The following is a 25,578-nucleotide window of genomic DNA, read 5'->3' as shown; positions in this document are numbered from 1 at the left end:
CTCCGCAGTCCTGGCTTCGCTACGCCATGACCTCCTCGCCCGACGTCGCCGCGCCCTGGCTCGCTCTCATTGGCATCGGCGAAGACGGGGCCCCAAGCCTCATCCCTGCCGCGCGGGAGAAATTGGCGCAAGCCTCATTCGTCATCGGCGGCGCGCGCCATCTGAAACTCGCGGGGCCGCTCAAAGCGCAAACCATGGCCTGGCCCTCGCCAATCGAGGCGGCGCTGCCGGAGATTCTCTCCCGGCGCGGCCAAAGGATCTGCGTGCTCGCCTCCGGCGACCCCTTCTTCTATGGCGTCGGCGCGCTGCTTTCGGCGCATGTCCCGCGCGGCGAGATGATCTGCCTCCCGGCGCCGTCCTCCTTCAGCCTCGCCGCAGCCCGCCTCGCCTGGAGCCTGCAGGATTGCGCGCTCCTCTCCCTGCATGGCCGGGATTTCGAGCGGATCATTCCGGCGCTCCAGCCGGGCGCAAAAATCCTCTGCCTTTCCTGGGACGGGTCGACGCCGGCAAAAATCGCCGCGCTTTTGCGTGAGAGGGGTCTTGGGCGCTCCATGATCCATGTACTGGAAGCGCTCGGCGGGCCGCGTGAAAAAATCCGCGCCGTCGAGGCAGATCAATTTGACCTTGTCGACATAGACCCGCTCAATCTCGTCGCCGTGGAGCTCACGTCAGAGCCGCGCGAAAATTTTATTCCGATATCGAATGGACTCGACGATTCGCTGTTTGAGCATGACGGCCAATTGACCAAGCGCGAAATCCGCGCGGCGAGCCTGTCGGCGCTGGCGCCGAGACGCGGCGATCTGCTTTGGGATGTCGGCTCCGGCTCCGGCTCGGTGGCGATCGAATGGCTGCGCCTCGATCCGGCCAATCGCGCCATCGCCATCGAGGCCCACGCCGAGCGCGCGGCGCGGATCGGCCGCAACGCCAAGACTCTCGGCGCGCCCCAGATCAAAATCGTCGAAGGCAAGGCGCCGGCGGCCTTCGATGGTCTGCCGCGGCCGCACGCGATTTTTGTCGGCGGCGGATCGAGCGACCCGAACCTCCTCGATGAAGCTTTCGCCGCGCTGGAGCCCGGCGGACGCTTCGTCGTCAACGCCGTCACGCTCGAAGCCGAAGCCGAGCTTTTGGCGCGTTTTCAGGCGATGGGCGGCGAACTGACGCGGCTGAGCGTAACGCGTGCCGAAAAACTCGGCGGCTTTTTCGGCTGGCGGCCGTCCATGCCCATCACACAATGGGCGATCACAAAAGTTGAGGGAATGGCGACATGACGCTCGCGATCGGCGTCGGCTGCAAAAGAAACTGCCCCGGCGAGGCGATCGAGACGCTGGTCCGCCGCGCCATCCTGCGGGCGGGATGCGCGGAAGCGCCAGCGGCCCTCTTTACTCACGCCGCCAAGAACGGCGAGCCCGGCCTTTTTATCGCCGCGGCGAGGCTCGGCCTGCCTCTGGTGTTTCTTCCCCCGCAGCTTTTACAGGAGGCCTCGCCTCGCGCACAAACCCGTTCCGTGAAAGTCGAGGCGCTGTTCGGCCTGCCGTCGCTCGCCGAAACGGCGGCGCTCGCAGGGGCGGGCGCCGGCGCGCGACTTGTGCTCCCCCGCATCAGCGAGGCGGGCGCAAGCTGCGCCATCGCCAGCAACGAGCCGCGATGAGCGCCGCGCCATGACCGTGCATTTCATCGGCGCCGGGCCCGGCGCGCCGGACCTCATCACCGTGCGGGGCCGCGATCTCATCGCCCGCTGTCCGGTCTGCCTGTTCGCCGGCTCGCTGGTGCCCCGCGCGATCCTCAGCTATTGCCCGGACGGCGCCCGGATCGTCGACACGGCCGAGCTCGATCTCGATCAGATCGCCGAGGAATTCCTGCGCGCGCAGAAGCGCGGCGAGGATGTCGCCCGGCTGCATTCCGGCGACCTCTCGATCTGGAGCGCGATGGGCGAACAGCTTCGCCGCCTGGAGGAACTCGAAATTCCTTATACGATCACGCCCGGCGTGCCGGCTTTCGCCGCAGCCGCCGCCGCGCTTCAAAGCGAACTGACCCTGCCGGAAGTCGCGCAATCGCTGGTCTTGACGCGAACGCCGGGGCGGGCGTCGTCGATGCCGGAGCGTGAGAAGCTGAGCGCCTTCGCGGCGACCGGGGCGACGCTCGCCGTACATCTGTCGATCCATGCGATCGAACGCGTGTGCGCTGAATTGACGCCCTTCTATGGCGCCGATTGCCCCGCCGCCGTCGTCTATCGCGCCTCCTGGCCGGACGAGCGCGTGCTGCGCGCAACGCTGTCAACCATCGCGCAAGCGGTCGCCGCGGCGCCGATGGAGCGCACCGCGCTGATCCTCGTCGGTCCGGCGCTGGGGGCGCGCGATTTTCGCGACAGCGCGCTTTATAACCGCGATTACAGGCGCCGTTTTCGCGGCGGGCCGCCATGAGCGCGGGCGCACCGGTCCCAGGCCTGATGATCGCCGCGCCGCGCTCGGGCAGCGGCAAGACGCTGCTGACGCTCGGCTTGATGCGGGCGCTGAGGAGCAAGGGGCTCGCCGTCGGCGCCGCCAAATGCGGGCCGGATTACATCGACCCTGCCTTCCATGCCGCCGCGACGGGACGGAGTAGCGTCAACCTCGATAGCTGGGCGATGACGCCGGAGCTTTTGCGCGGGCTGGCGGGCCGGGCGGCGGAGAACGGAAACGGCGCCGCTGACCTCGTGCTGTGCGAGGGCTCGATGGGGCTGTTCGACGGCGTTCGCGGCGCGCCCGGCCGCACCGGATCGTCGGCCGACGTCGCCGCCGCGCTCGGCTGGCCAATCCTGCTTTGTGTCGACGTGAGCGGGCAGGCGCAATCGGCCGCGGCCATTGTAAAGGGCTGTGAAATCTACGATTCGCGCATAAGAGTGGCGGGCGCGATCCTCAACCGGGTCGCAAGCGAGCGCCACCGGCGCCTCGCCACAGATGCGATCGAAGCGACGGGAGTTCCCGTCCTCGGCGCCTTGCCGCGCGACAAAAAAATCGAGCTGCCGGAGCGCCATCTCGGCCTTGTGCAGGCGCAGGAGATCGCAGGGCTGGAGACGCTTCTTGAGGAGATCGCCGGCTTTGTCGCGGGCCATTGCGCTCTCGACGCAATCGTCGCGCTTGCGCGCGCGGAGGGCGCGGGCGCGTCAAAGAAAATCGCCGCTTTGCCGCCGCCGGCGCAGCGGATCGCCATCGCGCGCGACGCCGCTTTCTCCTTTCTCTATCCGCATATTCTGGAAGGCTGGCGCGCGCTCGGGGCCGAGATCGTCTTCTTCTCGCCGCTCGCGGACGAAGCCCCGCCGGATTGCGATCTTTGCTGGCTGCCCGGCGGCTACCCGGAGCTTTACGCGGGGCAACTCGCCGCGGCGGAGCGATTCATGGCGGGGCTGCGCGCCTTCGCGCAATCGAAGCCGGTCCACGGCGAATGCGGCGGCTACATGATCTTGGGGCAATCGCTCATCGATGCGAAGGGCGCGAGCCATGCGATGGCGGGGCTTCTGGCGCCGAGCTTCAGCTTTGCCAAACGGTCGCTGCATCTTGGCTATCGCGAGGCGAGGCTGGCGGCCCCCCACCCGCTCGGCGAGGCAGGCGCGCGGCTGCGCGGGCACGAATTTCATTATGCGACCGTGCAAACGAACGGCGGCGAGGATCCGCCCTTTGCCCATGTGATCGACGCGCATGGCGGATCGGAGCGCGCGGAAGGGTCTCGCCGGGCCGATGTCAGCGGCAGCTTTTTCCATTTGATCGCCGCAGCCTAACGAAACATTAACCATCTCGAAACTGCTGCGACGTTCCGCCGCTTTTTTACGTTGAATCAAGAGGGTGGCGCACGCGCCCGCCGTCGCGGCCGATGTCCGTTCGGTAAATGCTGCACTTGCGAAGTGAGCCGCGCGGGGGCATATTCGCGTAGAGACCGGAGAAGGCCGCCCGATCCAATCGACCGCGAGTCGAGCGCGGGCCGGAACGAGGACGCGACAAAAGTCGTGAGCCCAGCCTGAGACGCAAAGGCGGGGCGCCGTGACGCCTTCCGGGTCCAAAGTACATCAAGCCAATGCGCTGAAGACGCCGCTTGATGCCGCCAAGATGCGCCTGTTGCGTCTTGCGGTTTGGAATCAGACAGGTCAAATCGAGGCCCAACTCCATGAATATGCCGATCAGACAGTCAGAGCGCCAGCACATCATCAGGCTTCCAGACGGCGAACGCTTTCAGCTACGCTACGTCCGGCCAGACGACCAAGCGCGTCTGGAGGAAATGTTCTCGCACGCCTCGCCTGAGGACATCCGCTTCCGGCTGCTCGGCGCCGTGCGCGGCTTCGCCGCTCACATGGCGGAGCGGTTCGCCCATCTCGATCCGGAGAGGGACGCCGCCATCGTCGCGACCAGCCTGCCGGACTCGGGCCCCGAAGAGATCTACGGGATCGTGCATATCGGCCAGGACACGCCGCAATCCGACACGGCCGAATATGACGTGATGGTGCGCTCGGATTTCAAGGCGCACGGCCTCGGCTATCGGCTGATGACGGAAATCCTGCAATGCGCCCGCCGCCGCGGCCTTCGCGCGGTGACCGGATATATCTCGCCGGACAATGGGAAAATGCTGCTCATGGCCGAGGAGCTCGGCTTCGTCGCGCGCCGGGGCGAGGGCAATGTCGTCGAGGTGCGGCTGGACTTCGCCGAATTCGACAAAAGGCTCGAAGAAGGGCTCGCGAGCGGTCAGCCGACTGTTCTTGAGCCGGGGCGCGTCCCGGAGAGTTGAGCCTTGCGCGCATTGACAGCCGCATAAGCGATAGCCCCTAGATCGCGATGAGTTTGGACAGGATCGATCCAAACTCATGAACATGATCGATTCGCATGGTTTGGAGCGCGGAATCCGCCGCGCTCAGACGCGAAAAGATCCGCAAGGGGCGCGCATGAAGGATCAGGAAGCCAATCGCTTTTCCGCCCGCGCGGCGCGCTATGCAAGGGTCGGCGCGAATGTTGGCGGCGTCGCCGCCCGCATCGCCGGCGCAAGGCTCTCCGGCGCGCGCAATGCCGACGCCTCGAATGCTGCGGCGTTGGCGCAGGCGCTCGGCGGCCTCAAGGGGCCGATGATGAAAGTCGCCCAGATGATGGCGACCATTCCGGATCTCCTGCCGCAAGAATACGCCGACGAGTTGCAAAAGCTGCAATGCGACGCGCCGCCGATGGGCGCGGCCTTCGTCAAGCGGCGCATGCAGGCCGAGCTCGGCCCCGACTTTTCATCAAAATTCAAAAGCTTCGACTTCAAGCCCGCGGCGGCGGCCTCGCTCGGGCAGGTGCATCGCGCTGAAGCGCTCGACAGCGAGGCGCTCGCTTGCAAGCTGCAATATCCCGATATGAAATCGGCGGTCGAAGCCGATCTCAGCCAGCTCGCAATCCTGTTCGCCCTGCACCGCCGGCTCAATCCGGTGATCGACACGCGCGAGATCACGCAGGAGATCGGCGAGCGCGTGCGCGAGGAGCTGGATTATCAGCGCGAGGCGCGCCACGCCGCCCTCTATCGCGACATCCTCGTCGACTTCGCCGACATCCGCGTTCCGGCGATTCGCCCCGAATTGTCGACGGCGCGGCTCTTGACGATGCAATGGCTCGACGGCGGCAAGCTGCTTGATTTCAAATCGGCGGATGGGGCTGCGCGGGCGCGCATCGCCAGCGCCATGTTCAAGGCGTGGTGGATCCCCTTTAACCAATACGGCGTCATCCATGGCGATCCGCATCTTGGCAATTACACCGTTTTCGGCGGCGGCGACGGAAGCGGCGACGCCGCCGGCATCAATCTGCTGGATTATGGCTGCGTGCGGATCTTCAGGCCCGACTTCGTCCAGGGCGTCGTCGATCTCTACGAGGGCCTGCTGCATGATGATTTCGCGCGCACCTTTCACGCCTATGAAAGCTGGGGCTTTCAGGGCCTGACGCGCGATCTCGTCGAAATCCTCAACATCTGGGCGAAATTCATCTACGGGCCGCTGCTCGACGACCGGGTGCGCACCATCGCCGACGGCGTCTCGCCCGGCAGCTATGGACGCAAGGAGGCGTTTCGCGTGCATCAGGCGCTGAAACAGAAGGGGCCGGTGCGGGTGCCGCGCGAATTCGTCTTCATGGACCGCGCCGCCATCGGCCTTGGCGGGGCGTTTCTCCATCTTGACGCGCAATTGAACTTTTATCGCCTGTTTAATGAGGCGATCGGCGACTTCTCGGTCGAAGCGCTGCGCGCGCGCCAGGGCGCGGCGCTCATGAAGGCCGGCTTGCAGCCGCCGGATTGACCCGTCCCTACTCCAAAAGTCGAGGGGACTATCGACGTTGACGAGGACGCGAAAAGTCTTTTGTTATCTTACGCGGCGCGCTATTCATTGCCGCGCTTGCGAACCGTCAATCGGAGGAACGCCATGGCGCATGATCTCGCCGACCCCGTCAGCCATCCTGATATGGACTATGCCGCGCATGTCCGAACCTACCGGCTTTTCCTGAAATTCGCTCTCTATGGCACGATTGGCGTCGCCGGAATCGTGATTCTTCTCGCATTGATCACCCTCTGACTTCGCACGGCGCCGCAGAGCGCCGGGAACGCTGAACGCGCCCTCGCCCCGGGGGCGCGATCTTCTTTCGGAGAGCCAAATGCGCATCGCGGTCCAAGCCGAAACCGACCCTCATGAAAGCCGCGTCGCGGCGACGCCCGAGACCGTAAAGACATTCATCGGCCTCGGCGCGGAGGTCGCGGTCGAAACCGGCGCCGGCCGGAAATCGGCCATCGCCGACGACGCCTATGCCGCGGCTGGCGCGACGATCGCGCCGACCGCCGCCGCAGCAGCCGCGGGAGCCGATGTCGTGCTGCGGGTGCGCCGCCCGGCCGCCGCCGAACTTGCCGGCGTCAAGCCCGGCGCCGTCGTGCTCGCTATCCTTGATCCTTATGAAAACCTCGCCGCGCTGCAATCGCTCGCCGGCGCCGGCGTCAGCGCCTTTGCGATGGAGCTCATTCCCCGCATTACGCGCGCGCAGTCGATGGACGTGCTGTCGAGCCAGGCCAATCTTGCCGGCTATCGCGCCGTCATCGACGCCGCCGCATCCTATGATCGCGCCATCCCGATGATGACGACGGCGGCAGGCTCGATTCAGCCGGCCCGAATCTTCATCATGGGCGTCGGCGTCGCCGGCTTGCAGGCAATCGCGACGGCGCGCCGCATCGGCGGCCTCGTCACCGCGACGGACGTCCGGCCCGCCACCAAGGAGCAGGTTTTGTCGCTCGGCGCGAAATTCATCGCCGTCGAGGATGAGGAATTCGCCGCCGCCGAGACCGCGGCCGGCTACGCCAAGCCGATGTCGCCCGAATATCAGGCGAAACAGGCTGAGCTCACCGCCTCTCATATCGCCAAGCAAGACATCGTCATCACCACCGCGCTGATTCCGGGCCGCAAGGCGCCGGTCCTGATCACGGCGGAGATGGTCGCCTCGATGCAGCGGGGGTCGATCATCATCGACCTTGCCGTCGAGCGCGGCGGCAATTGCGAATTGTCGCGGCCGGGCGAGACGGTGATCAGCGACAATGGCGTCAAGATCACCGGCAATCTCAATGTCCCCGGACGCGTGCCGGCGTCGGCCTCCGCGCTTTATGCGCGCAACCTCGTCAATTTCCTGAAGCCCCTGATCGACAAAGAGACGCATGAGCTCGCCATCGATTGGGACGACGAGATCATCAAGGCCACAGCGCTGACGCGGGATGGCGCGCTGCCCCATCCGAATTTTCAGGCCCCCGCGCCAGAACCTCAGACCGAAGCCCCGGCTGAATCTCGGCCTGTGGCCGAGGCTCAACCCCCGGCGTCCGAGAACGCCGCGGAGCCCGCCGCCGAAACCCCCGCGCTGGTCGACGACGAGCCGCCTCAGCCTGGCGCCGAAGGACCGGAGCCCGCGGCAAAGCCGCGCCAACGATCGAAATCAGGCAGGGGATCGGGTCAAGGCAAGGCCTGACCTTTCACAGCGCGCTCACGCGCTCACGCCGCCCCGAGATCAACGGTCCGGGACCCCACAAAAAATCCGAGGGAGAGAGTGATGGCGAACGAAATCGACCCACTAGCGCTGCAACGGCTTCACGATGCGGTGACGGCGGCGAAACAGGCCGCGCAAAACGCCGAAACCTACGCCGACCAGCTCGCCGGAAGCGGCCACGCGATAAGCGGCGGAGTCATCGACCCGATCATCTTCCGCCTGGCGATTTTCGCGCTCGCCGTCGTCGTCGGCTATTACGTCGTCTGGTCGGTCAAGCCGGCGCTGCATACGCCGCTGATGTCGGTCACCAATGCGATTTCATCGGTTATCGTCGTCGGCGCGCTTTTGTCCGCCTCCGTCGGCATTGGCGCGCATGGCGATCCGGGCGCCGTCGCCGCGAAGATTTTCGGCTTTATCGCCCTCGTGCTCGCCTCGGTGAATATTTTCGGCGGCTTCCTCGTCACCGAGCGAATGCTCGCGATGTATAAGAAGAAGGGCTGACCGATGAACGCCAATCTCGCGGCCATCCTCTACCTCGTCTCGGGCCTTCTCTTTATCTTCGCGCTACGCGGCCTGTCGTCGCCGGAAACGTCGCGCCGCGGCAATCGCGCCGGCATGATCGGCATGGCGATCGCGATCGTCACGACGCTCTTCTATCAGCCCCCGGCGGGCGGCCTTTCCTATCTGATCATCTTCGCCGGCATCGCGATCGGCGGCGGCATCGGCGCCTGGCGCGCCCGTACGATCCAGATGACGGCCATGCCGCAGCTCGTCGCGCTGTTTCACGCGCTCGTCGGCCTTGCCGCCGTGCTGGTCGCGGCGGCCGCCCTGCATGCGCCGCGCGCTTTCGGCCTCGGCTCGCCGATCCACACGAGCAGCCTTGTCGAAATGTCGCTGGGGGCCGCGATCGGCGCCCTGACCTTCACCGGCTCCGTGATCGCGTTCCTGAAGCTTGACGGCCGCATGTCGGGCAAGCCGATCATGCTGCCGCATCGGCATCTGATCAATATCGCGCTCGGCGTGCTGCTGCTCTTGTTTATCGTCGCATTTTCGACGACCGCCAATCACATTGTCTTCTGGGCGATCGCGCTGGTGTCCTTCGCGCTCGGCGTGCTGCTGATTGTGCCGATCGGCGGCGCGGACATGCCCGTCGTCATTTCGATGCTGAACTCCTATTCCGGCTGGGCGGCGGTCGGCATCGGCTTCACGCTCAGCAATCTCGCGCTGATCATCACCGGCGCGCTCGTCGGCTCCTCCGGTGCGATCCTGTCCTACATCATGTGCAAGGGCATGAACCGCTCCTTCATTTCCGTCATTCTCGGCGGGTTCGGCGGCGAAGTGGCGGCGCCCGCCCCGGGAGCCGGCGGCCATGTCGAAGATCGCCCCGTCAAGCAGGGCACGCCGGAAGAGGCCGCGAAACTGCTCAAAGCGGCCAAGCTCGTCATCATCGTGCCGGGCTATGGAATGGCGGTGGCGCAGGCCCAGCACGCCCTGCGCGAAATGGCCGATCAGATCAAGAAAGCCGGCGGCGAAGTGAAATATGCGATTCATCCTGTCGCCGGACGCATGCCGGGCCACATGAACGTTCTCCTCGCCGAGGCCAATGTGCCTTACGACGAAGTGTTCGAGCTCGAGGAGATCAACGATCAATTCGCCAAGGCCGACGTCGCCTTCGTCATCGGCGCCAATGACGTCACCAACCCGGCGGCCAAGACCGATCCGAAATCGCCGATCTACGGCATGCCTGTCCTCGACGTCGAGGACGCCAAGACCGTGCTGTTCATCAAGCGCGGCATGGGATCGGGTTATGCCGGCGTCGAGAACGAACTGTTCTTCCGACCGAACACGACGATGCTGTTCGGCGACGCCAAGAAGGTTGTGGAATCCATTCTGCGCGCCATGGAATAGGCGGCGACGCCTCGATCATCTCAAGGGCCGCGTCCGCGTAAGCGCGGCCCTTTGCTTTATGCGCGGCTCAACCCTCGAGCAGCTTGAGCGCCCGCACATGCAGCTGGGCGCAGCCGGTCGCGACGATGTCGCCGCCCTGAACCGCGCTTCCTCCGGCCCAGTCGGTGACGACGCCGCCAGCTCCCTCGATAATCGGAATCAGCGGCGCAATATCGTAAGTCTTGAGACCCGATTCGATCACGCAATCGACATGGCCGGCGGCGAGCATGGCGAAGGCATAGCAATCGCCGCCGTAGCGCGACAGCCTGACCACCGCCTCGACGCGCCGGAATGCGGCGAGCTTGTCCTCCGTGTAAAGCAGCGGCGAGGTGGTGAGCAGGGTCGCTTCGGCAAAACTGTCGCAAAGGCGCGTCGTCAGCTTGCGCTCGACCAACTCGCCGCCCTGCCCCGGACCGCGCCAGACCGCGCCGCCGCCATCGCCGATGAATCGCTCCCGCGTGAAAGGCTGAACGAGCACGCCGTAGGTGGGAGCGCCATTGTGCAGGAGGCCGATAAGGCTGCCCCAGGTCGGCAACCCGGCAATGAAGCTTTTGGTGCCGTCGATCGGATCAAGAACCCAGACGAATTCCGCGTCGCTGCGGATCGATCCGAACTCCTCGCCGATGATGCCGTGGCTCGGAAAGGTCGTCATGATCAGGCGCCGCATGGCCGCTTCGGCGGCATGGTCGGCTTCCGTCACCGGGTCGAAGGCACCTCCGACATTCTTGTCGGCGGCTCCGAGCGCGGTGCGGAAAAACGGCAGGATCGTTTCGCAGGCGATCTCGGAGAGACGCTCGACGAACGCGGCAAAATCCACAGCTGTCATAATGAGGCTTTCTTATCGAATCGCGTTTTCGGCAAAATCGCAGTTTTGCCGCGCGGATCATACGCTGAAAGCCGAATCTGAGCGGAAGAACGTCAGGCGGGGCAAACGGAAAGGACCGTCTTGGAGCGGCGAATAGCCGGCAGCCATCGACGGGATCTGGAACGGACACGAAAATACAAATTAAAACAATGAGCTAGATCAAATTGACGCAGCCGTCACAAAATAGGTCAGCGGCACTTGCTTTTTGTGCGTCGCACGTGCATATTATTGCGGTGCGACAACGCTTGTTGTCGCCGATGCCCTCCTTGGGCGTTTCCTCCCTAGACTTGGGCCGCTTGCGGAAACGCGAGCGGCCTCTTTATTTGGCTGGATCCATCTGGCCTGCAGTCCGGCGGGTTGCAAACCAACCCCGCGCCGGCCCTGCCAATCCAACTCCGCGCAGGTTTCGACTCTTGCTTTTTGTGCGCTGCACGCGTATATTTTTGCAGTGCGGCAACGCTTGTTGTCGCCGATGCCCTCCTTGGGCGTTTCCTCCCTAGACTTGGGCCGCTTGCGGAAACGCAAGCGGCCTCTTTAGTCTTAAGGCGATGCTTCATGCTTTTCATGACGCCTGCCGGACGCGCGTTTTCGCGTCGTCTCTCAGGCCTCGTGGGAAACGCTGCGTCGAGGCCGCGCTCCAGTCGGAATAACGAGAGGCCGCAGGAGCTGCGGCCTCATAAGTCGTCCAGACAATCAGACCAAGGCGCTGCGCCCGATCAAAACCAAAATGGCGGCCCTCCGATCGGACAGCTCCGCAACCTGATGGTCGAATTCCCTGGATCTAGCTTGACCGCGCCTTTCAGCTTTTTTGCTTTTCTTGCGCTTCCCTAAACGAGCCGCGGCAATGGGATTGTCGCGAAACTCTCTTGGGCTTCCCCCCTAGACTTGGACCGCTTCTGGCAATGCCGTCGGCTCTTTATTGTTGGCCGACGCCCCCTGTTTTTCTTCACTCGTGGGTTCGCGCCTGCTCATTTAGAAAGGCGACGTAAAGGAAATTTCCCCCTCCGCCGTATCCCCTTCCGTATTTCTTACGCTAATGCATTTTTTTGTGAATGAAAAGACTTGCTGCGACAAATCGACCTTTTTTTCCCGGTTGCAACCCCCGGCTGTCGCCGACGTCGTTGACGCTCGCCAACAGCTTGAGTTGATTGAAGCTTCGGTCCATTGTCCGCGCGGCGGCGACCGCCGCAAAACGTCGCGAGGCAGCAATACATTCCTCTTTTTTCTTGATGCGGCGTGAATTTTTCCTGGATCTGGATCCCCGCGACTCTGATCGCGGCAGCGGCGCAGACCGCGCGCAACGCGGCGCAGCGGGAGCTCGTCGGCGCGGCAGGCCCATTCGGCGCCGCCTCGGTCCGCTTTCTCTATGGCGCGCCCTTCGGCGCGCTTTTTCTTCAGATCTTTTGCATCATATCGGGATCGGCGCCCAACGCGCTGACGCTTAAGGGCGCGGCGTGGATCGCGGCTGCTTCGCTGGCGCAGATCGCGGCGACCGGCTTGATGCTTGCCGCCATGCGCAGCCGCTCTTTCTTCGCGACGATCGCCTTGACCAAGACCGAGCCGCTCCAGGTCGCGGCCTTCGGCCTCGCCTTTCTCGGCGAACGGCTGAGCTTTGTCGCCGTAACGGCGATTTTGCTATCGACCGCAGGCGTCGCCATCCTGTCGCTGCCGCCGGGACTCTTCCAAAGGCGCTCGACGGATCGGACGATCCACGCGCCTGGCGCCCCGGAGCGAACAGCCGGCGGCCGGGCGATCGCGCTGGGGCTTGGCGCGGCGTCCTGCTTCGCGATCTCGGCGATCGGCTTTCGCGCCGGCATTCTCGAATTTAATGGCCCGACATTTCTGATCGCCGCCGCCGCCGCGCTGGCGGCCAGCCTTCTCTTTCAAGCGGCGCTGATTTTGGCGCTGATGATCCTGTTCGACCGCCCGTTGCTGCGCGCGATCGCCGCGCAATGGCGCCCATCGCTTTTTGCCGGATTCATCGGCGCCTTCGCTTCGTTGTTCTGGTTTGTCGCCTTCGCGGTCCAGTCGGCCGCGCCCGTGCGCACGCTCGGCCTGGTCGAGGTCGTGTTCGCCCGCATCGTGTCCCGCCAGATTTTCAAGGAAGGCGCCTCCAAGGCGGAGCTTTTGGGCGCAGGCCTGATCCTCTGCGGCGTCGCGCTCCTGCTCAACGGCTGAAGCGTCGTCCCCTCGGCGCCATGTCTGTTGCCGCGGATTTAGGCGTAGCGAAGGCAGGCCGCGCCATCCTTACCAATCCAAAGAGAAACTTTGCTCTCTACATCGCCAAATCAATCGCAGCGACGGCGTCAAATAGGCGGGGAGCGTAAAACATAGACTGTTTATTAAGGCGTCGATGTAGACAGCATAAGTAGTATATAAAAATACATCGCCATTTTTCGATCACATACTCTGGGCATAAGCCGCGCCCCGTTCGCCAGTTGAATGGGATCAACGCATTTATGGAGTTGTGATATTGAAGAAAACCATCATGGTCGCTACGGCATTGCTTTCCATTTCAGCTACAGCCCAGGCGCAAAGCTGGACGGGTAAAGCGTCATATTATCGCGGGCGCGGCCATATGACTTGCGCTCATCGCTCATTGCCTTTCGGCACGCATGTTCGCGTCACCAACCTCTCCAACAAAAGATCCGTTCTGCTCGTCGTCAATGACCGCGGGCCTTTCATTGCCGGCCGCATCGTCGATGTCTCGACCGGCGCCGCCGATGCGCTCGGCTTCCGCCATCAGGGCGTCGCCAGGGTGGCGCTCGAAACCGTCTTGAATTGACGGGGCGAGACCGCTTGACAGGGGAGCGAAGCTCGAGTCCGCACGAAATCGGCGACGGCGCCGCAAAAATCGCCGCGCTGACCTTGCGAAAGCAGTCAAAACGACCAGATCGAGTATGACCTTCGCAATAGCCCTCAGCATGTTGTGGGGAACAAAGCGGAATTTGGTAACGGCGCCGATTCGGGCGCGATTCGTTCCACTCCCGTTCGAAGCGTAAACAATGCTGCGCGCGCCGGCCCCATTATGATACAGGAGGATCGATGGACCTCGGCCTCCAGCCTGCTCGCTTGAACATCCCGTTGCGGACGCTTGGCCAAGACCTTGGCGGGGAGAGCGTCGCGCCGGGTCGTCTGGCCGAAGGAACCCACGGTTCCGGCGCCCGTTCGAAGCGTGAAGCGCGACGGATCCGGCGCGCCATCCGCGCAGGCGGCGATTAACCATGAACGTCACCTTTCCTGCCGGAGCCTCGCGCCGGTCCGCCTCAGCGACCGGCGTGAGCGCTGTTCTCGGGCCCACCAACACCGGCAAGACGCATTACGCGATCGAGCGCATGCTCTCCCATCCGAGCGGCATGATTGGGCTGCCGCTGCGCCTGCTCGCGCGCGAGGTCTATAATCGCGTCGTTGAAAAAATCGGGGCCGGCGCGGTCGCCCTCATCACCGGCGAGGAGAAGATCAAGCCGAAGGGCGCGCGCTATTTCGTCTCCACGGTCGAGGCGATGCCGCGCGACCTCGATCTCGACTTCGTCGCCGTCGACGAAATCCAGCTCGCCGCCGATCTCGACCGCGGCCACGTCTTTACCGACCGCCTCTTGCACCATCGCGGCCGCTCCGAGACGCTTCTGATCGGCGCCGCCACCATGCACCGCCTGGTGCGCGAGCTGCTGCCCGGCGTCAGAATCTTCGAGCGCCCCCGGCTGTCGAAATTGAGCTTTGCCGGCGAACGCAAAATGACGCGGCTGCCGCGGCGCAGCGCCATCGTCGCCTTCTCCGCCGAGGACGTCTACGCCATCGCCGAATGGATCCGGCGCCAGCGCGGCGGCGCCGCCGTCGTGCTCGGGGCTCTCTCGCCGCGCACGCGCAACGCCCAGGTCGATATGTTCCAGAACGGCGACGTCGACTACATCGTCGCGACGGACGCCGTCGGCATGGGACTGAACCTTGACGTCGAGCACATCGCCTTCGCCTCCGACCGCAAATTCGACGGCTGGCAGTTCCGCCGCCTGACCCCGGCGGAATTCGGCCAGATCGCCGGCCGGGCCGGGCGACACATGCGCGACGGGACCTTCGGCACCACCGGACGCTGCCCGCCCTTCGACGAAGATCTCGTCGAAGCGCTGGAGGAGCATCGCTTCGACAGCGTCAGAATGCTGCAATGGCGCAACGCCAGCCTCGACTTTTCCTCGATCCACAGCCTCGCCGCCTCGCTCGACGTGCTCCCGAACGCGCCAGGATTAACGCGCGCGCCGCTCGCCGAGGACCAGATGGTGCTCGACATCGCCTCGCGCGACGAAAAAATCATGCGCGAGGCGGCGACGAAAGCCGACGTCGCCCGGCTGTGGGACTGTTGCCAGATCCCGGATTATCGTAAGCTGTCGCCCGCTGCGCATGCGGAGCTTGTCCTGTCGGTCTACGGGTTCATTGTGCGCGCAGGGCGGATTCCCGACGATTGGTTCGCCCGCCACATCAGAGCTCTGGACCGGATCGACGGCGACCTCGACGCTTTGTCCGCGCGGATCGCGCAGGTCCGCACCTGGACCTTTATCGCCAACCGATCCGACTGGCTCCTTGATCCTGACCATTGGCAGGGGGTCGCGCGTCAGGTAGAGGACACCTTGTCGGACGCTTTGCACGCCCGTCTCGCCCAGCGGTTCGTCGACCGAAGGACGAGCGTGCTGATGCGCCGCCTCAGAGAGAACGCCATGTTGGAAGCGGAAGTCACGAATAGCGGCGATGTGATCGTCGAGGGCCAGCACGTTGGCCAGCTCAACGGCTTTCGCTTCACCCCCGACCCGCAAGCGGTCGGGGAAGCCGCCAAGGCGCTCAACGCCGCGGCGCAGAAAGCGCTCGCCAGCGAGATCGAAGGCCGCGCCACGCGCGTGCATGAGGCTGTCGACGAGGCGTTTGTCCTCGCCAATGACGGGATAATCCGCTGGCTCGGCGAACCGGTCGCGAAAATCTCCGCCGGTCCGCATGTCCTCGAGCCGACGCTGCGCATCCTGGCCGACGAGCAGCTCACCGGCCCGGCGCTCGAAAACGTCCAGCGGCGGCTCGAACTCTGGCTGGCGCAGCACGTCAAGAAGCTGCTCGGCCCGCTCGTCGATCTCGAAAAGGGCGAGGGTCTTGAGGGGCTTGCGCGCGGCGTCGCGTTCCAGATCGCGGAATCGCTCGGCGTCCTCGACCGCGCCAAGGTCGCCGAGGACGTCAAGGCGCTGCCGCAGGAAGCGCGCGGCGCGCTACGGAAATTCGGCGTCCGCTTCGGCGCCTATCATCTTTATCTTCCGGGCCTCGTCAAACCGGCGCCGCGCGCCCTTGCGGCCCAGCTCTGGGCTTTGACCAATGGCGGCGTCGAGGAGATCAAGGGCATCGACGACGTGCCTCATCTCGCCGCTTCCGGCCGCACCTCCTTTGTCGCGGACAAGGACGTTCCCAAGGGATTTTACCGCGCCGCTGGTTTTCGCGTCTGCGGCGAGCGCGCCGTCCGCGTCGACATCCTTGAACGCCTGGCCGATCTGATCCGGCCGGCGATCGCCTATCGCCCGGGCGCCACCGCCGGCGACCCGCCGGCCGGCGCCGCCGACGGCGACAGCTTCATCGTCACCGTCGGAATGACCTCTCTTGCCGGCTGCTCCGGCGAAAGCTTCGCCTCCATCCTGCGCTCGCTCGGCTATGTCGTCGAGCGGAGGCAGGGACCGGCGATCACCGTTCCCCTGCTGCCAAAAGCCGCGACCGAACCGCTTACGCCGCAGGCGGCCGAGGCCGCGCCTTCAGCCGAGCCGGATGGAGCGATCGAAACCGACCATTGCGCCCTTGAACCGGCAGAAGCCCATGAAGACGCCGCCGGCGTCGATACAACCGAGACGGAGACGGCGGCGGCGGAGCCGGACAGCGGCGAGACGAATCTGCAGGACGACGTCGCGGCGGTAGGGGCGCCGGAGCCGGACGCTCCGGTCGCTGAGGCCGCGCCCGACGCCACGCCAGAACTCCAGGCTGTCGCCGAGGCGGAGCACATCGCCACGCCGGAGCAACTCGTGGAGCCGCAGGCCGACGACGAGAACGCCGCTCAAGCGTCGGGCGACGCCGCTGACCCGACCGCAGAACTGGCTCCCGATCTGGCCGGGACCGAGGCGGAGCCGGCGGAAGCAGAGCCCGTTCTGATCGAAGTCTGGCGCCCCCACCGGCAGCATTTCCATGCGCGCCGGCCCGAGGCCCGCGCCGCCAAGCGCCCGGAGCGGCGCCGCGCCGCGCCGCAAGGCGAAACGCCCGAACTGGCGGCTGCTGCGCCGGAAGCGGGCGCCGCCGAGCCCCGCGCCAATCATTCCCGGCCGCGCAACGGCCGCGGAGGCGCCAATCCGGAACAGGGCGGGCGGGAGCGCCAAGGCGGCGGCCCTTCCGGCGCTCATGCGGGCGGCCCCGGAAAGCCCAGCCGCGGCCAGGGACGTCCCAACGACCGCGACCGGCGCGAGAGCCAGGGCGCGGCGAGCAGCCGGCCGCAGGATAATGACCGCCGGCCGCAGCGCGGCTCCTTTGCCACACCACAGAAGAAATCCTACGATCGGCCGCCCGATCCCAATTCCCCCTTTGCGAAGTTGCTTGTGCTGAAAGCCAGCATGGAGGAAAAAAACAAGCAGGATAGCTGAAGCCTGCGCCCGATTTTGCGACGGGGCTGCGGCGCGAGTCGCCGCGCGCGGGATGGGCGGCAGCCGGGATGAGGGCCAATCACATGCGTTTGATCCCTTGGCGGACGCCGCTCTTTGTTTGGGTCGCCCTTTGCTTTGTCGTTCCCACCGCTGGCCTGGCGCAGACGGCTCTTACGCGAAACGGCGGCATCGCTGGCACGGCCATCAACGCCAATGCGACCGCCGGAGCGACGAGTTCCACGACGTCGATTACGACATCCTCCGCGACGGCCTTCAGTGGGGCTCGGGCGGCGACGGTGATCACAGGCACCGGCCATATCGGCGCTGGCACGAGCGGGCTTGGCCTCGGGGTGGGCAACGCGGTCGGGGGCGTCCGCGATAATGCGGCCGGAGCCGGGACCGGCGGCTTATTGGATCTCGTCACGCGCGGCGGCGGGACCGGCGGCGTTACGGGAGCGGGCCTTGGCTTGAACGCCCAAACCGGCGGGGTGAAAGACGCTGCCCAAGGCATTGGGACGGGCGGGATCGTCGCCTCCGCCATTGGCGCCGGCACGGGCGGCCTCAAAGATCTGAACAGTCTTGGCGCCTCCACCGGTGGAACCAGCGAAGGCGATAACGCGCCGCGATTCCGGGTTGTTCAGTAGGCGCTCCGCTTCCGGCAAGACACCGAAAAGCAGCAAGATTTTTGCCCTGATCGATTCCGTCCAAAATCACCGGCGTCTGGATCGCTTTCCGATCGAATGGGATCGGTCTGCCGACAAGACCATCGAGCTTCAAGCGCAGGCATAGTCTTTTGCCGATCAGATCTAAAATCTGATCGACAGAGGCTCCCAGGGCGACGGCGAGGTTCAGTCGTCCTCGCCGGTATCCGCCACCTTGCGCGGCGGCCCCATCAGCGCGGGCTGGAACAGGATCGCCGCCGCCAGCGTACAGAGCAGCGACAAAGCGAGCAGCTTGCCCATGCTCGACGTGCCGGGATGTTTCGACAGCCACAGGCTGCCGAACGCCGTCGCCGTCGTCATCGCGCTGAAGAAGACCGCCCGCGTCAGGCTCGATTGCAGGAGATTGGTCGTTCCCGCCCGCCAGGCCATCACGAAATAGATCTTGAACGCGACGCCAAGGCCAAGCAGCAGCGGCAGCGCGATGATATTGGCGAAATTCAGCGGCAGCCCGATCAGCACCGTGATCTCAAGGGTGACCACGCCAGCAAGCAACAGCGGAACGAGGGTGAGCAGCACGTCGCTGAACCGCCGCAGCACGATCCAGAGCAGGATGCTGATCGAGAGCAGCGCCCAGATCCCTGCCTCGATGAAGGCGCGCACGACGGTATTGCCTGATTCCTGAATGGCGATCGGCTCGCCGGTGGCCTCTGGATCGATCTGCTGCACGGCGGTGGTGAAGCGGGCCAGCGTCGCATTGTCGTTGCCGTCGCCCTTCGGCGAGACAGCGATGCGCGCGCGCCCGTCCGCGGCGACCCAATCGCTCTTGAGATCGGCGGGGATCGATTCAATCGTCGTCCTTTGCGCCGAGAGCGAATCGCGCAAAAGCGAGAGCATGGTGGCAAGGCCGGGCAGCAGCGCCTTGCGCGCCGCCTCCCGCGTCGCGGGCGGGGCGGCCGCCATCTTGCGCAACAATTCGCCCAGGCGACGCGCGTCATCGGCGCCCTTGCCCTTGGCGTCGCCGGCGGTCGCCTCAAAGGCTTCGGCCGCCTTCAGCATCGCGGCGACGTCCTCGGCGTCGGTTGGCGGCTGGCGCATTCGCGTCGGATCGAGGATCGGCGCGAAAGCCGCAGCGGCCTTTTCGATGAGCGGAAGCTTCTGGTCCTGATCGACCGGGACGAAGCTTTCGATCGTCACCACCTGCGCGACTTCCGGCAGCGCGCTCAATCTTGCGGCGAGGCCACGAGAGGCTTCGATCGAGGGCGCCAGCACGTCGATCGTATTTGTGTCGGTCGCCGGGTCCTTCATGAGGTCGAGCAAGGTCGACACCGATTCGACGTTCGGGCTGCGCAGATTGATTGGATTGAAGTCGAAGCGCAAATGCGCCAGCAATGGCGTCCCGGCGAGGGCGACCGCGAGCGTGCCGATCACCACGGCATGGCGGTGACGCGACAGAAATTCATCGGCGGGCGCGAGGAAGAGATAGCCGACGCCCTCCTCTTCGGCCGGCGGCTTGAACACCGCCAGCAGCGCCGGCAACACAGTGATCGACGCGAAGAAGGCGATGAACATGCCGGTGCCCGCGATCAGCCCAAGCTCGGACACGCCGCGATAGTCGGTCGGCAGGAAGGAATAAAAGCCGGCCGCCGTCGCCGCCGCGGCGAGCGCGAGCGGACGACCGATTTTCGCCGCGGCCTGGTTCAGGGCGAGGTCGAAATCGCCGACCTTGTGGCGCTCGGCGCGGTAGCGGACGCTGTACTGGATGCCGAAATCGACGCCTATGCCGACAAAAAGGACGGCGAAGGCGACCGAAATCAGATTGAGAGCGCCGACCATCCAAAGGCCGACCGCCGCTGTCGCGAACAGGCCGACGACGACGCTGACCGTCACCGCAAGGACGATGCTCGGCGACCGGAGCGCGCGCCAGATGATGAAAAGTACGATCAGCCCGGTGATCGCCCCGTTCAGCCCCGCGCCGTCCTCGACCGTGGCAAATTCCTCGTCGGCAAGCGGCACGAGGCCGGTCAGCCGCAGCCGCAGCCCAGGCGTCGCCGCATAGCCCATTTCCGCCCACGCCTGACGGATAAAATTGCTCGGCGCCGCGCCTGGCTGCAGGGCCGAATAATCCAACACCGCCTTGACCTGGATGAAGCGCCGCAGTTCGCGGGGATCGGGCGCCTCGCCGGTTAACAGGCCGCGCCACGAAAAGAAGGTCGGGCGGTCCGCCAGCAGGGAGTCGAAGGCGTCGCCAAGGGCGACGAGCGGCCGATCGAAGTCGTCATAGGTTCCGGCCTTGGTCCGCACGCCCCTGTTGATGAAGGAAAAGGCGTCAGTGACGCCGCGCAGGCTCTGATCGGAAGCGAGAACAGAGAGGAAGGGCTGCGCCTTGAACAGGCCGTCGATGGTATTCTTGACCTCGTCGACCGGCAGGTAAAGAAGGCCGTTCTTGTTGAAGAAGGGGCCGCCATCGGGGCGCAGCACGAAAGTGAAGAGGTCGGGCTTAGTCCGCAGTTTCTCTGCAAGGCGCTGCGTCGCCTCCTCCGCGAGTTCCGGCGTCTTGCCGTCGATGACGACGACGATCTGATCCGCGCGCTGCGGAAACGCCTTGTCCATGGCGATGAGATTTTGCCGCCAGGGCAGTTTCGCGGAGATAAAATCGTTGGTGTTGGTGTTGATGTCGAAATGGGTCGCGGCATACCAGCCGGAAAAAACCGTGATCGCAGCGGCAAGGGCGAGCACGCCCCATTTGAAGCGCCGGCAGAAATCGACGATCGCCGTCACGATTTGCGAGATGATCGGTTCGGCAGTCGGCGCGCCGTGCGGAAGGGGTGAGATCATGCGGTCCTATCGCCAATCGAAAGAGTCACGCCGCAGCGGATCGGGCATGGAAGCGGATTTACGAGGGAGTTGGAAACGTCAAAGAAGATCAGAACGCTTCATCCCGGCGGACCGGCGCGAGAGCATCCTCGGCGACCGGCTGGAGGTTGTCACTGTTATAGCTTGATCGCAAAACAAAACGCGCCTTGATCGGTTCTAAAGGCACATTGCGGCGGTTGCTAGAGCCGGATGATTTCCGACGAAATCGCCCGCTATCCGAACGTAAGTTTAATTCAAACTTCTTATCAATAAGTTAGCATATTTCTCCCTCCAAAGCGGCTTCCTCCTTTCGGCATTCGGTTTCGCAACACGATACAATTTTGCGAGCGCGTCCCGCTCGGCCCCTCCGCATGCGGCGCCTTTCCTGCTTCGCCGGCGGCAGATCGCCGCGATTTGTTCAGACCGGGCGCAATGATTCGCGCTGAAATCCGCAGGGAGCCGGCCCGCAGTTCACGTGCGCCTGTTGAAATGGAGACGCTTTTCATATGATATCGTCTGACGGCCTAAGCTTGGCGCGGGTTTGGCCCGGCTTCAAAGCAGCGGCGCCATTTTGTGAATCGACGTCACGGGTCTAAATAGGCCGCCCGCGAAGGCGGAACGGGACGGAAAGCGATTGGAAGCGATCACGTTGGCGGGTTTGATCGAGCCGCATCGTGATCCAGGACCTACGGCGCCGCCGGGCGTCGCCGGCCATTGTATTGGGAGCACGCATTGGGAATTTCAGTCCTTCAGATGGCTCAGATCGGCGGCTATGTCGTCCGCCAGCGCATCGCCGGCCGCAAACGCTTTCCGCTGGTGCTGATGCTTGAGCCGCTGTTTCGGTGCAATCTCGCTTGCGCTGGCTGTGGCAAGATCGACTATCCCGACGAAATCCTGAACCAGCGCCTACCCCTCGCCGATTGCCTCGGCGCGATCGACGAATGCGGCGCCCCTGTCGTCGTCATCGCCGGCGGCGAGCCGCTCCTGCATAAGGAGCTGCCGCAGATGGTTGAAGGCGCCATCGCCCGGCGCAAATTCGTGACGGTGTGCACCAATGCCCTACTGCTCGAGAAGAATCTGCACAAATACAAGCCGAACCGCTACTTCAACTGGTCGATCCATCTCGATGGCGACAAGGAGATGCACGACCATTCGGTCTGCCAGACCGGAGTTTACGACCGCGCGCTGAAGGCGCTGAAACTCGCCAAGGAGGCGGGATTTCGCGTCACCATCAATTGCACGCTGTTCAACAACGCCGAGCCCGCGCGCGTCGCCGCCTTCTTCGACGAGGTCGCCGCGATCGGCATCGAGGGCATCACCGTCTCGCCCGGCTATGCCTATGAGCGCGCGCCCGACCAGCAGCATTTTCTCAACCGCGAGAAGACCAAGACGCTGTTTCGCGACATCTTTTCACGCGGCAAAGGGGGAAAGGCCTGGCCCTTCTTCCAGTCGACGCTTTTCCTCGATTTCCTCGCCGGCAACCGCACCTATCATTGCACGCCCTGGGGCAATCCGACCCGGACCGTGTTCGGCTGGCAGCGGCCCTGCTATCTTCTCGGCGAAGGCTATGTCTCGACCTTCAAGGAATTGATGGAGGGGACCGACTGGGACCGCTACGGCACCGGTAATTATGAAAAATGCGCCGACTGCATGGTCCATTGCGGCTTTGAGGCGACCGCGGTCGACGAAGCGTTCAAGAATCCGCTCGCGGCGCTAAAAGTCGCCATCGGCGGCATCCGGACCACGGGGCCGATGTCGCCCGACATCGCGCTAGACCGGCAGCGGCCCGCCGAGTTCGTCTTCAGCCGGCATGTTCAGCACAAGCTCGACGAGATCCGGCAGGGCAAAGCCGAGGGCGAGCATCTTTCGGCCGCGGAGTAGGCTCTGAAACGCCGCCCGCGCGTCGCGGGCGGTGTGAATTAGCTGCAGGATCTGGCGCGGATCGCGCGCGAGCGAGCGCGTCAGCGCGCCGAGGGCGAGGCCGCCATCCGGCCGCATGGCGACGAGCGCCGCATGCGGCAATTGCCGTTCCGCCGGATCGGCGACTGCCCGCACCGCTGCGAAAGGAATGCCGAGCCTCGTCGCGACATCCGCGGCGATGTGGGATTCCATGTCGACGAGATGGGCGCCCGTGCGCAGATGCAGGGCGCGCTTGGCGTGCACCGCCGCGACCGCCTCGTCGACGCCGGCAAAATCGGCCAGCGCCGCGCCGAGCGCCGCGCCTAGCGCCAGCGACCAATCGGGGTCCGCGTCGAAAAGCGCGCCATCCGCGGCGATGATCTTACGCGCGACAAAGAGCGAGCCGCGCTGCAGCCCCGGCGCCAGGCCGCCGGCGACGCCGAAGCTGATGATCGCGCGCGCGCCAGGCGCCGCCGCCTCGATATCCCGGCGAAGCCGTGCCCCGTCGCCCCCGCCAGAAATAACATGGACGTTTTGGCCGGCGGCGATCTTCGCTTCCGCCTTGAGGCCCGTCACGGCGATGATCCGCCCCGACCCATGGGCTCGCCGTCGGTCGGCGCAAGAGAGGACCATGGTCACATCCCAAACTGCGTCTTGAGCCGATTGCCGCTTTTCAGATTGCGGTAGCGCGCCATCGCCCAGAGGGGAAAGAATTTGGCGTAGCCGTGATAGCGCAAATAGAACACGCGGGGAAAACCGGTGGCGGTAAAGCGCGCCTCATCCCAGAACCCATCGTCCGCCTGCGTGCTGACGAGATAGTCGAGGCCGAGGGCGACTTCCGGCGCGTCGACCTCGCCGGCCGCCATCAGCGCCAGCAGCGCCCATGCCGTCTGCGAGGCGGTGCTGGGCGCCGGATTATAGCCCTTATAGCCGAGCGCATAGCTCTCGCCGTCTTCGCCCCAGCCGCCGTCGGGGTTCTGGATGCGCTTCAGCCACGCCGCCGCCTTCCGCGTCGCGGCGCAGTCGGCCGGACGTTCAACGGCGTTGAAGGCGCTCAGCACTGACCATGTGCCATAAATATAATTCATGCCCCAGCGGCCGAACCAGCTGCCCTCCTCCTCCTGCTCGGACAAAAGGTAGTCAATGGCGCGGGCGAGCGCCGGGCTCGTCTCCGGCCTCTCGCCAAGCTGGCCAAGCATCGAGACGCAGCGGGCCGTGACGTCGGCGGTCGGCGGATCGAGCAGCGCGCCGTGATCGGCGAAGGGGATATAGTTCAGATAATCGCGGTCATTGTCGGCGTCGAAGGCGCCGAAGCCGCCATTGGCGCTCTGCAGCCCAAGAATCCATTCGCGCGCGCGCGAGATCGCCTCGACATAGGCGGTCTCTTCCTCCCCCGCGATCAGGGGCGAGGTCTTGACGGCGCGATCCATCGCCAGCACGACGACGGCGGTGTCGTCGAGATCGGGATAATGCGGATTGGCGTATTGAAACGCCCAGCCGCCCGGCCGTACGTCGGGGTTTTGCGTCGCCCAGTCGCCCTTGACGTCAAGCACCTGCAGCGGCTTCAGCCAATCCAGCGCTTCGAAGACAGCCGCCGCAGCCGGGGCGGTTCTCGCCTCGGGCCGCTGTCCGGCGCTCTCCATCAGAGCGTGGCTTGCGAGCGCGGTGTCCCAGACGGGGGAAACGCAGGGCTGGCAATAGGCTTCACCGTCCTTGATGACCAGCAGACGGTCGATCGCCTTTCGGATCTGCACGATCCGCGGATCGGATAGCGGCGCGCCGAGCGCGAAAAACATCATCGCGGAATAGGCCATCGCCGGATAAATCGCGCCAAGCCCGTCCTCGCCGTTGAGGCGCGCGGTGACAAAGGCGACCGCCTTATCGATGGCGGTTTGATGCGAGCGGGCCGGCAGCAACGGCTCGGTCTTATGCAGCACGCGGTCGATCGCGCCGAAGATGGTCGTCCAGGGAAAGGACTTGTGCGGCGCCCCAGGCCACCGCGAAACGGTTTCGGCCGGCGCGACGAAAAGCTCCGAAACCGAAATCTTGCGCGGATTCTTCGCGCGCGGCTTCAGGGCATGGACCACGATCAGCGGCGCGATGACGGTGCGGCCCCAATAGGAAACCTTGCTCAGATGGAACGGGAACCAGCGCGGCAGATGCATGATCTCGACCGGCATCGCCGGCACGGCGCGCCAGGGGACTTCGCCATAGAGCGCGAGCAGCGATCGGGTGAAGACATTGGATTGGGCGGCGCCGCCATGAGCGAGAATGGCGTTGCGGGCCTTCGCCATATGCGGGGCGTTGGGATCGTCGCCGATGATTTTCAGCGCGAAATAGGCTTTGACCGAGCTGGAGACATTAAAAACGCCCTCGGCGAACAGCGGCCATCCGCCCGCCGCCGTCTGACGCCGGCGCAGATAGACGCCGATCTTTCGCTCGATTTCCGTCTTGGCCGGATCGCCGAGAAAATGCCGGAATAGAATATATTCGGCCGGAATCGACACATCGGCTTCGAGCTCGAAGACAAAATGGCCGTCCGGCTTCTGCACCGCCAGCAAAGCCTCGCGAGCTCGGGAAATCGCGGCCTCGACCGATCCGAACCCGGCGCGCGGCTGAGCTTCGAATGTCGCGGCGCCAACTCTATCGTCCACTGCAACCTCTTGGGAAAAGCCAGATCAGGGATTGAACCAATCCAAAATCATGAAACGTGA

Annotated in this window: 19 protein-coding genes; 15 read left to right on the top strand and 4 right to left on the bottom strand. The window is 64.8% G+C overall.

Going from position 1 to position 25,578, the window contains the following annotated elements:
* Positions 1-26 precede the first annotated feature (26 nt).
* From MSIL_RS16600 to MSIL_RS16560, 10 genes are all read left to right on the top strand, one after another.
* Positions 27-1,268 (top strand): bifunctional cobalt-precorrin-7 (C(5))-methyltransferase/cobalt-precorrin-6B (C(15))-methyltransferase, encoded by a 1,242-nt coding sequence (locus MSIL_RS16600; protein WP_012592238.1) that lies wholly within the window; start codon positions 27-29, stop codon positions 1,266-1,268.
* Positions 1,265-1,648, top strand: a complete 384-nt coding sequence (locus MSIL_RS16595; RefSeq protein ID WP_012592237.1) for a cobalamin biosynthesis protein — start codon at positions 1,265-1,267, stop codon at positions 1,646-1,648. The genes MSIL_RS16600 and MSIL_RS16595 overlap by 4 nt, the downstream gene beginning before the upstream one ends.
* 10 nt (positions 1,649-1,658) lie before the next feature.
* Entirely contained in the window at positions 1,659-2,420 is a 762-nt protein-coding gene (cobM, locus tag MSIL_RS16590) for a precorrin-4 C(11)-methyltransferase (RefSeq protein ID WP_012592236.1), read from the top strand.
* Positions 2,417-3,754 (top strand): cobyrinic acid a,c-diamide synthase CobB, encoded by a 1,338-nt coding sequence (locus tag MSIL_RS16585; RefSeq protein WP_012592235.1) that lies wholly within the window; start codon positions 2,417-2,419, stop codon positions 3,752-3,754. Before cobM ends, MSIL_RS16585 begins: the two co-directional genes overlap by 4 nt.
* A gap of 383 nt (positions 3,755-4,137) precedes the next feature.
* Positions 4,138-4,752 carry a GNAT family N-acetyltransferase gene (locus MSIL_RS16580; RefSeq protein WP_012592234.1) on the top strand — a complete coding sequence of 205 codons (615 nt, stop codon included), beginning with the start codon at positions 4,138-4,140 and terminating at the stop codon, positions 4,750-4,752.
* Positions 4,753-4,906: 154 nt separating this feature from the next.
* Entirely contained in the window at positions 4,907-6,277 is a 1,371-nt protein-coding gene (locus MSIL_RS16575; RefSeq protein WP_012592233.1) for an ABC1 kinase family protein, read from the top strand.
* Positions 6,278-6,400: 123 nt separating this feature from the next.
* Positions 6,401-6,550: an aa3-type cytochrome c oxidase subunit IV gene (locus MSIL_RS20925; protein ID WP_012592232.1), complete on the top strand. Its 150-nt coding sequence runs from the start codon at positions 6,401-6,403 to the stop codon at positions 6,548-6,550.
* 79 nt (positions 6,551-6,629) lie between these two features.
* The gene (locus tag MSIL_RS16570) at positions 6,630-7,976 is read left to right on the top strand and encodes a Re/Si-specific NAD(P)(+) transhydrogenase subunit alpha (protein ID WP_012592231.1); all 1,347 of its coding nucleotides are present in this window, start codon (positions 6,630-6,632) and stop codon (positions 7,974-7,976) included.
* Positions 7,977-8,057: 81 nt separating this feature from the next.
* Entirely contained in the window at positions 8,058-8,495 is a 438-nt protein-coding gene (locus MSIL_RS16565; protein ID WP_012592230.1) for an NAD(P) transhydrogenase subunit alpha part 2, read from the top strand.
* 3 nt (positions 8,496-8,498) lie between these two features.
* Positions 8,499-9,902: an NAD(P)(+) transhydrogenase (Re/Si-specific) subunit beta gene (locus MSIL_RS16560; protein WP_012592229.1), complete on the top strand. Its 1,404-nt coding sequence runs from the start codon at positions 8,499-8,501 to the stop codon at positions 9,900-9,902.
* A gap of 67 nt (positions 9,903-9,969) precedes the next feature.
* On the opposite strand, the gene hisN is transcribed toward MSIL_RS16560, so the two are convergent.
* A complete protein-coding gene (hisN, locus tag MSIL_RS16555; RefSeq protein WP_012592228.1) occupies positions 9,970-10,767 on the bottom strand; it encodes a histidinol-phosphatase in 798 nt (265 codons plus the stop codon).
* Positions 10,768-12,042: 1,275 nt separating this feature from the next.
* On the opposite strand from hisN, the gene MSIL_RS16545 reads away from it, so the two are divergent.
* The 4 genes from MSIL_RS16545 to MSIL_RS21105 all read left to right on the top strand — a co-directional run bounded on the left by MSIL_RS16545 (position 12,043) and on the right by MSIL_RS21105 (position 18,094).
* The gene (locus MSIL_RS16545; RefSeq protein WP_012592227.1) at positions 12,043-12,984 is read left to right on the top strand and encodes an EamA family transporter; all 942 of its coding nucleotides are present in this window, start codon (positions 12,043-12,045) and stop codon (positions 12,982-12,984) included.
* A 295-nt stretch (positions 12,985-13,279) separates the two neighbouring features.
* Positions 13,280-13,591 (top strand): septal ring lytic transglycosylase RlpA family protein, encoded by a 312-nt coding sequence (locus tag MSIL_RS16540; protein ID WP_012592226.1) that lies wholly within the window; start codon positions 13,280-13,282, stop codon positions 13,589-13,591.
* 439 nt (positions 13,592-14,030) lie between these two features.
* Positions 14,031-17,450 (top strand): helicase-related protein, encoded by a 3,420-nt coding sequence (locus tag MSIL_RS16535; protein ID WP_012592224.1) that lies wholly within the window; start codon positions 14,031-14,033, stop codon positions 17,448-17,450.
* Between the two features lie 83 nt (positions 17,451-17,533).
* Positions 17,534-18,094 carry a hypothetical protein gene (locus tag MSIL_RS21105; protein ID WP_012592223.1) on the top strand — a complete coding sequence of 187 codons (561 nt, stop codon included), beginning with the start codon at positions 17,534-17,536 and terminating at the stop codon, positions 18,092-18,094.
* A gap of 204 nt (positions 18,095-18,298) precedes the next feature.
* Here the strand turns inward: MSIL_RS21105 and hpnN are convergent, their stop codons facing one another.
* The gene (gene hpnN / locus MSIL_RS16525) at positions 18,299-20,947 is read right to left on the bottom strand and encodes a hopanoid transporter HpnN (protein WP_012592222.1); all 2,649 of its coding nucleotides are present in this window, start codon (positions 20,945-20,947) and stop codon (positions 18,299-18,301) included.
* Positions 20,948-21,697: 750 nt separating this feature from the next.
* On the opposite strand from hpnN, the gene hpnH reads away from it, so the two are divergent.
* Entirely contained in the window at positions 21,698-22,846 is a 1,149-nt protein-coding gene (hpnH, locus tag MSIL_RS16520) for an adenosyl-hopene transferase HpnH (RefSeq protein ID WP_012592221.1), read from the top strand.
* Here hpnH and MSIL_RS16515 read toward each other — a convergent pair.
* Positions 22,736-23,497, bottom strand: coding sequence for a phosphorylase family protein (locus MSIL_RS16515; protein ID WP_012592220.1), 762 nt, complete (start codon positions 23,495-23,497; stop codon positions 22,736-22,738). The genes hpnH and MSIL_RS16515 overlap by 111 nt on opposite strands.
* Positions 23,498-23,499: 2 nt before the next feature.
* A complete protein-coding gene (gene shc / locus MSIL_RS16510; RefSeq protein WP_012592219.1) occupies positions 23,500-25,518 on the bottom strand; it encodes a squalene--hopene cyclase in 2,019 nt (672 codons plus the stop codon).
* Positions 25,519-25,578 lie beyond the last annotated feature (60 nt).

It is taken from the genome of Methylocella silvestris BL2 (assembly GCF_000021745.1).
GTDB classification, from domain to species: Bacteria; Pseudomonadota; Alphaproteobacteria; order Rhizobiales; family Beijerinckiaceae; genus Methylocapsa; species Methylocapsa silvestris.
Note: the sequence above shows the minus strand (reverse complement) of the source record. Positions and strands in the feature narration are given on the sequence as shown.

Bases quoted from the DNA above. Each gene is read 5' to 3' on its own strand.
- MSIL_RS16600 (WP_012592238.1), top strand. From the start codon at position 27: ATGACCTCCTCGCCCGACGTCGCCGCGCCCTGGCTCGCTCTCATTGGC.
- MSIL_RS16595 (WP_012592237.1), top strand. From the start codon at position 1,265: ATGACGCTCGCGATCGGCGTCGGCTGCAAAAGAAACTGCCCCGGCGAG.
- cobM (WP_012592236.1), top strand. From the start codon at position 1,659: ATGACCGTGCATTTCATCGGCGCCGGGCCCGGCGCGCCGGACCTCATC.
- MSIL_RS16585 (WP_012592235.1), top strand. From the start codon at position 2,417: ATGAGCGCGGGCGCACCGGTCCCAGGCCTGATGATCGCCGCGCCGCGC.
- MSIL_RS16580 (WP_012592234.1), top strand. From the start codon at position 4,138: ATGAATATGCCGATCAGACAGTCAGAGCGCCAGCACATCATCAGGCTT.
- MSIL_RS16575 (WP_012592233.1), top strand. From the start codon at position 4,907: ATGAAGGATCAGGAAGCCAATCGCTTTTCCGCCCGCGCGGCGCGCTAT.
- MSIL_RS20925 (WP_012592232.1), top strand. From the start codon at position 6,401: ATGGCGCATGATCTCGCCGACCCCGTCAGCCATCCTGATATGGACTAT.
- MSIL_RS16570 (WP_012592231.1), top strand. From the start codon at position 6,630: ATGCGCATCGCGGTCCAAGCCGAAACCGACCCTCATGAAAGCCGCGTC.
- MSIL_RS16565 (WP_012592230.1), top strand. From the start codon at position 8,058: ATGGCGAACGAAATCGACCCACTAGCGCTGCAACGGCTTCACGATGCG.
- MSIL_RS16560 (WP_012592229.1), top strand. From the start codon at position 8,499: ATGAACGCCAATCTCGCGGCCATCCTCTACCTCGTCTCGGGCCTTCTC.
- hisN (WP_012592228.1), bottom strand. From the start codon at position 10,767: ATGACAGCTGTGGATTTTGCCGCGTTCGTCGAGCGTCTCTCCGAGATC.
- MSIL_RS16535 (WP_012592224.1), top strand. From the start codon at position 14,031: ATGAACGTCACCTTTCCTGCCGGAGCCTCGCGCCGGTCCGCCTCAGCG.
- MSIL_RS21105 (WP_012592223.1), top strand. From the start codon at position 17,534: ATGCGTTTGATCCCTTGGCGGACGCCGCTCTTTGTTTGGGTCGCCCTT.
- hpnN (WP_012592222.1), bottom strand. From the start codon at position 20,947: ATGATCTCACCCCTTCCGCACGGCGCGCCGACTGCCGAACCGATCATC.
- MSIL_RS16515 (WP_012592220.1), bottom strand. From the start codon at position 23,497: ATGGTCCTCTCTTGCGCCGACCGACGGCGAGCCCATGGGTCGGGGCGG.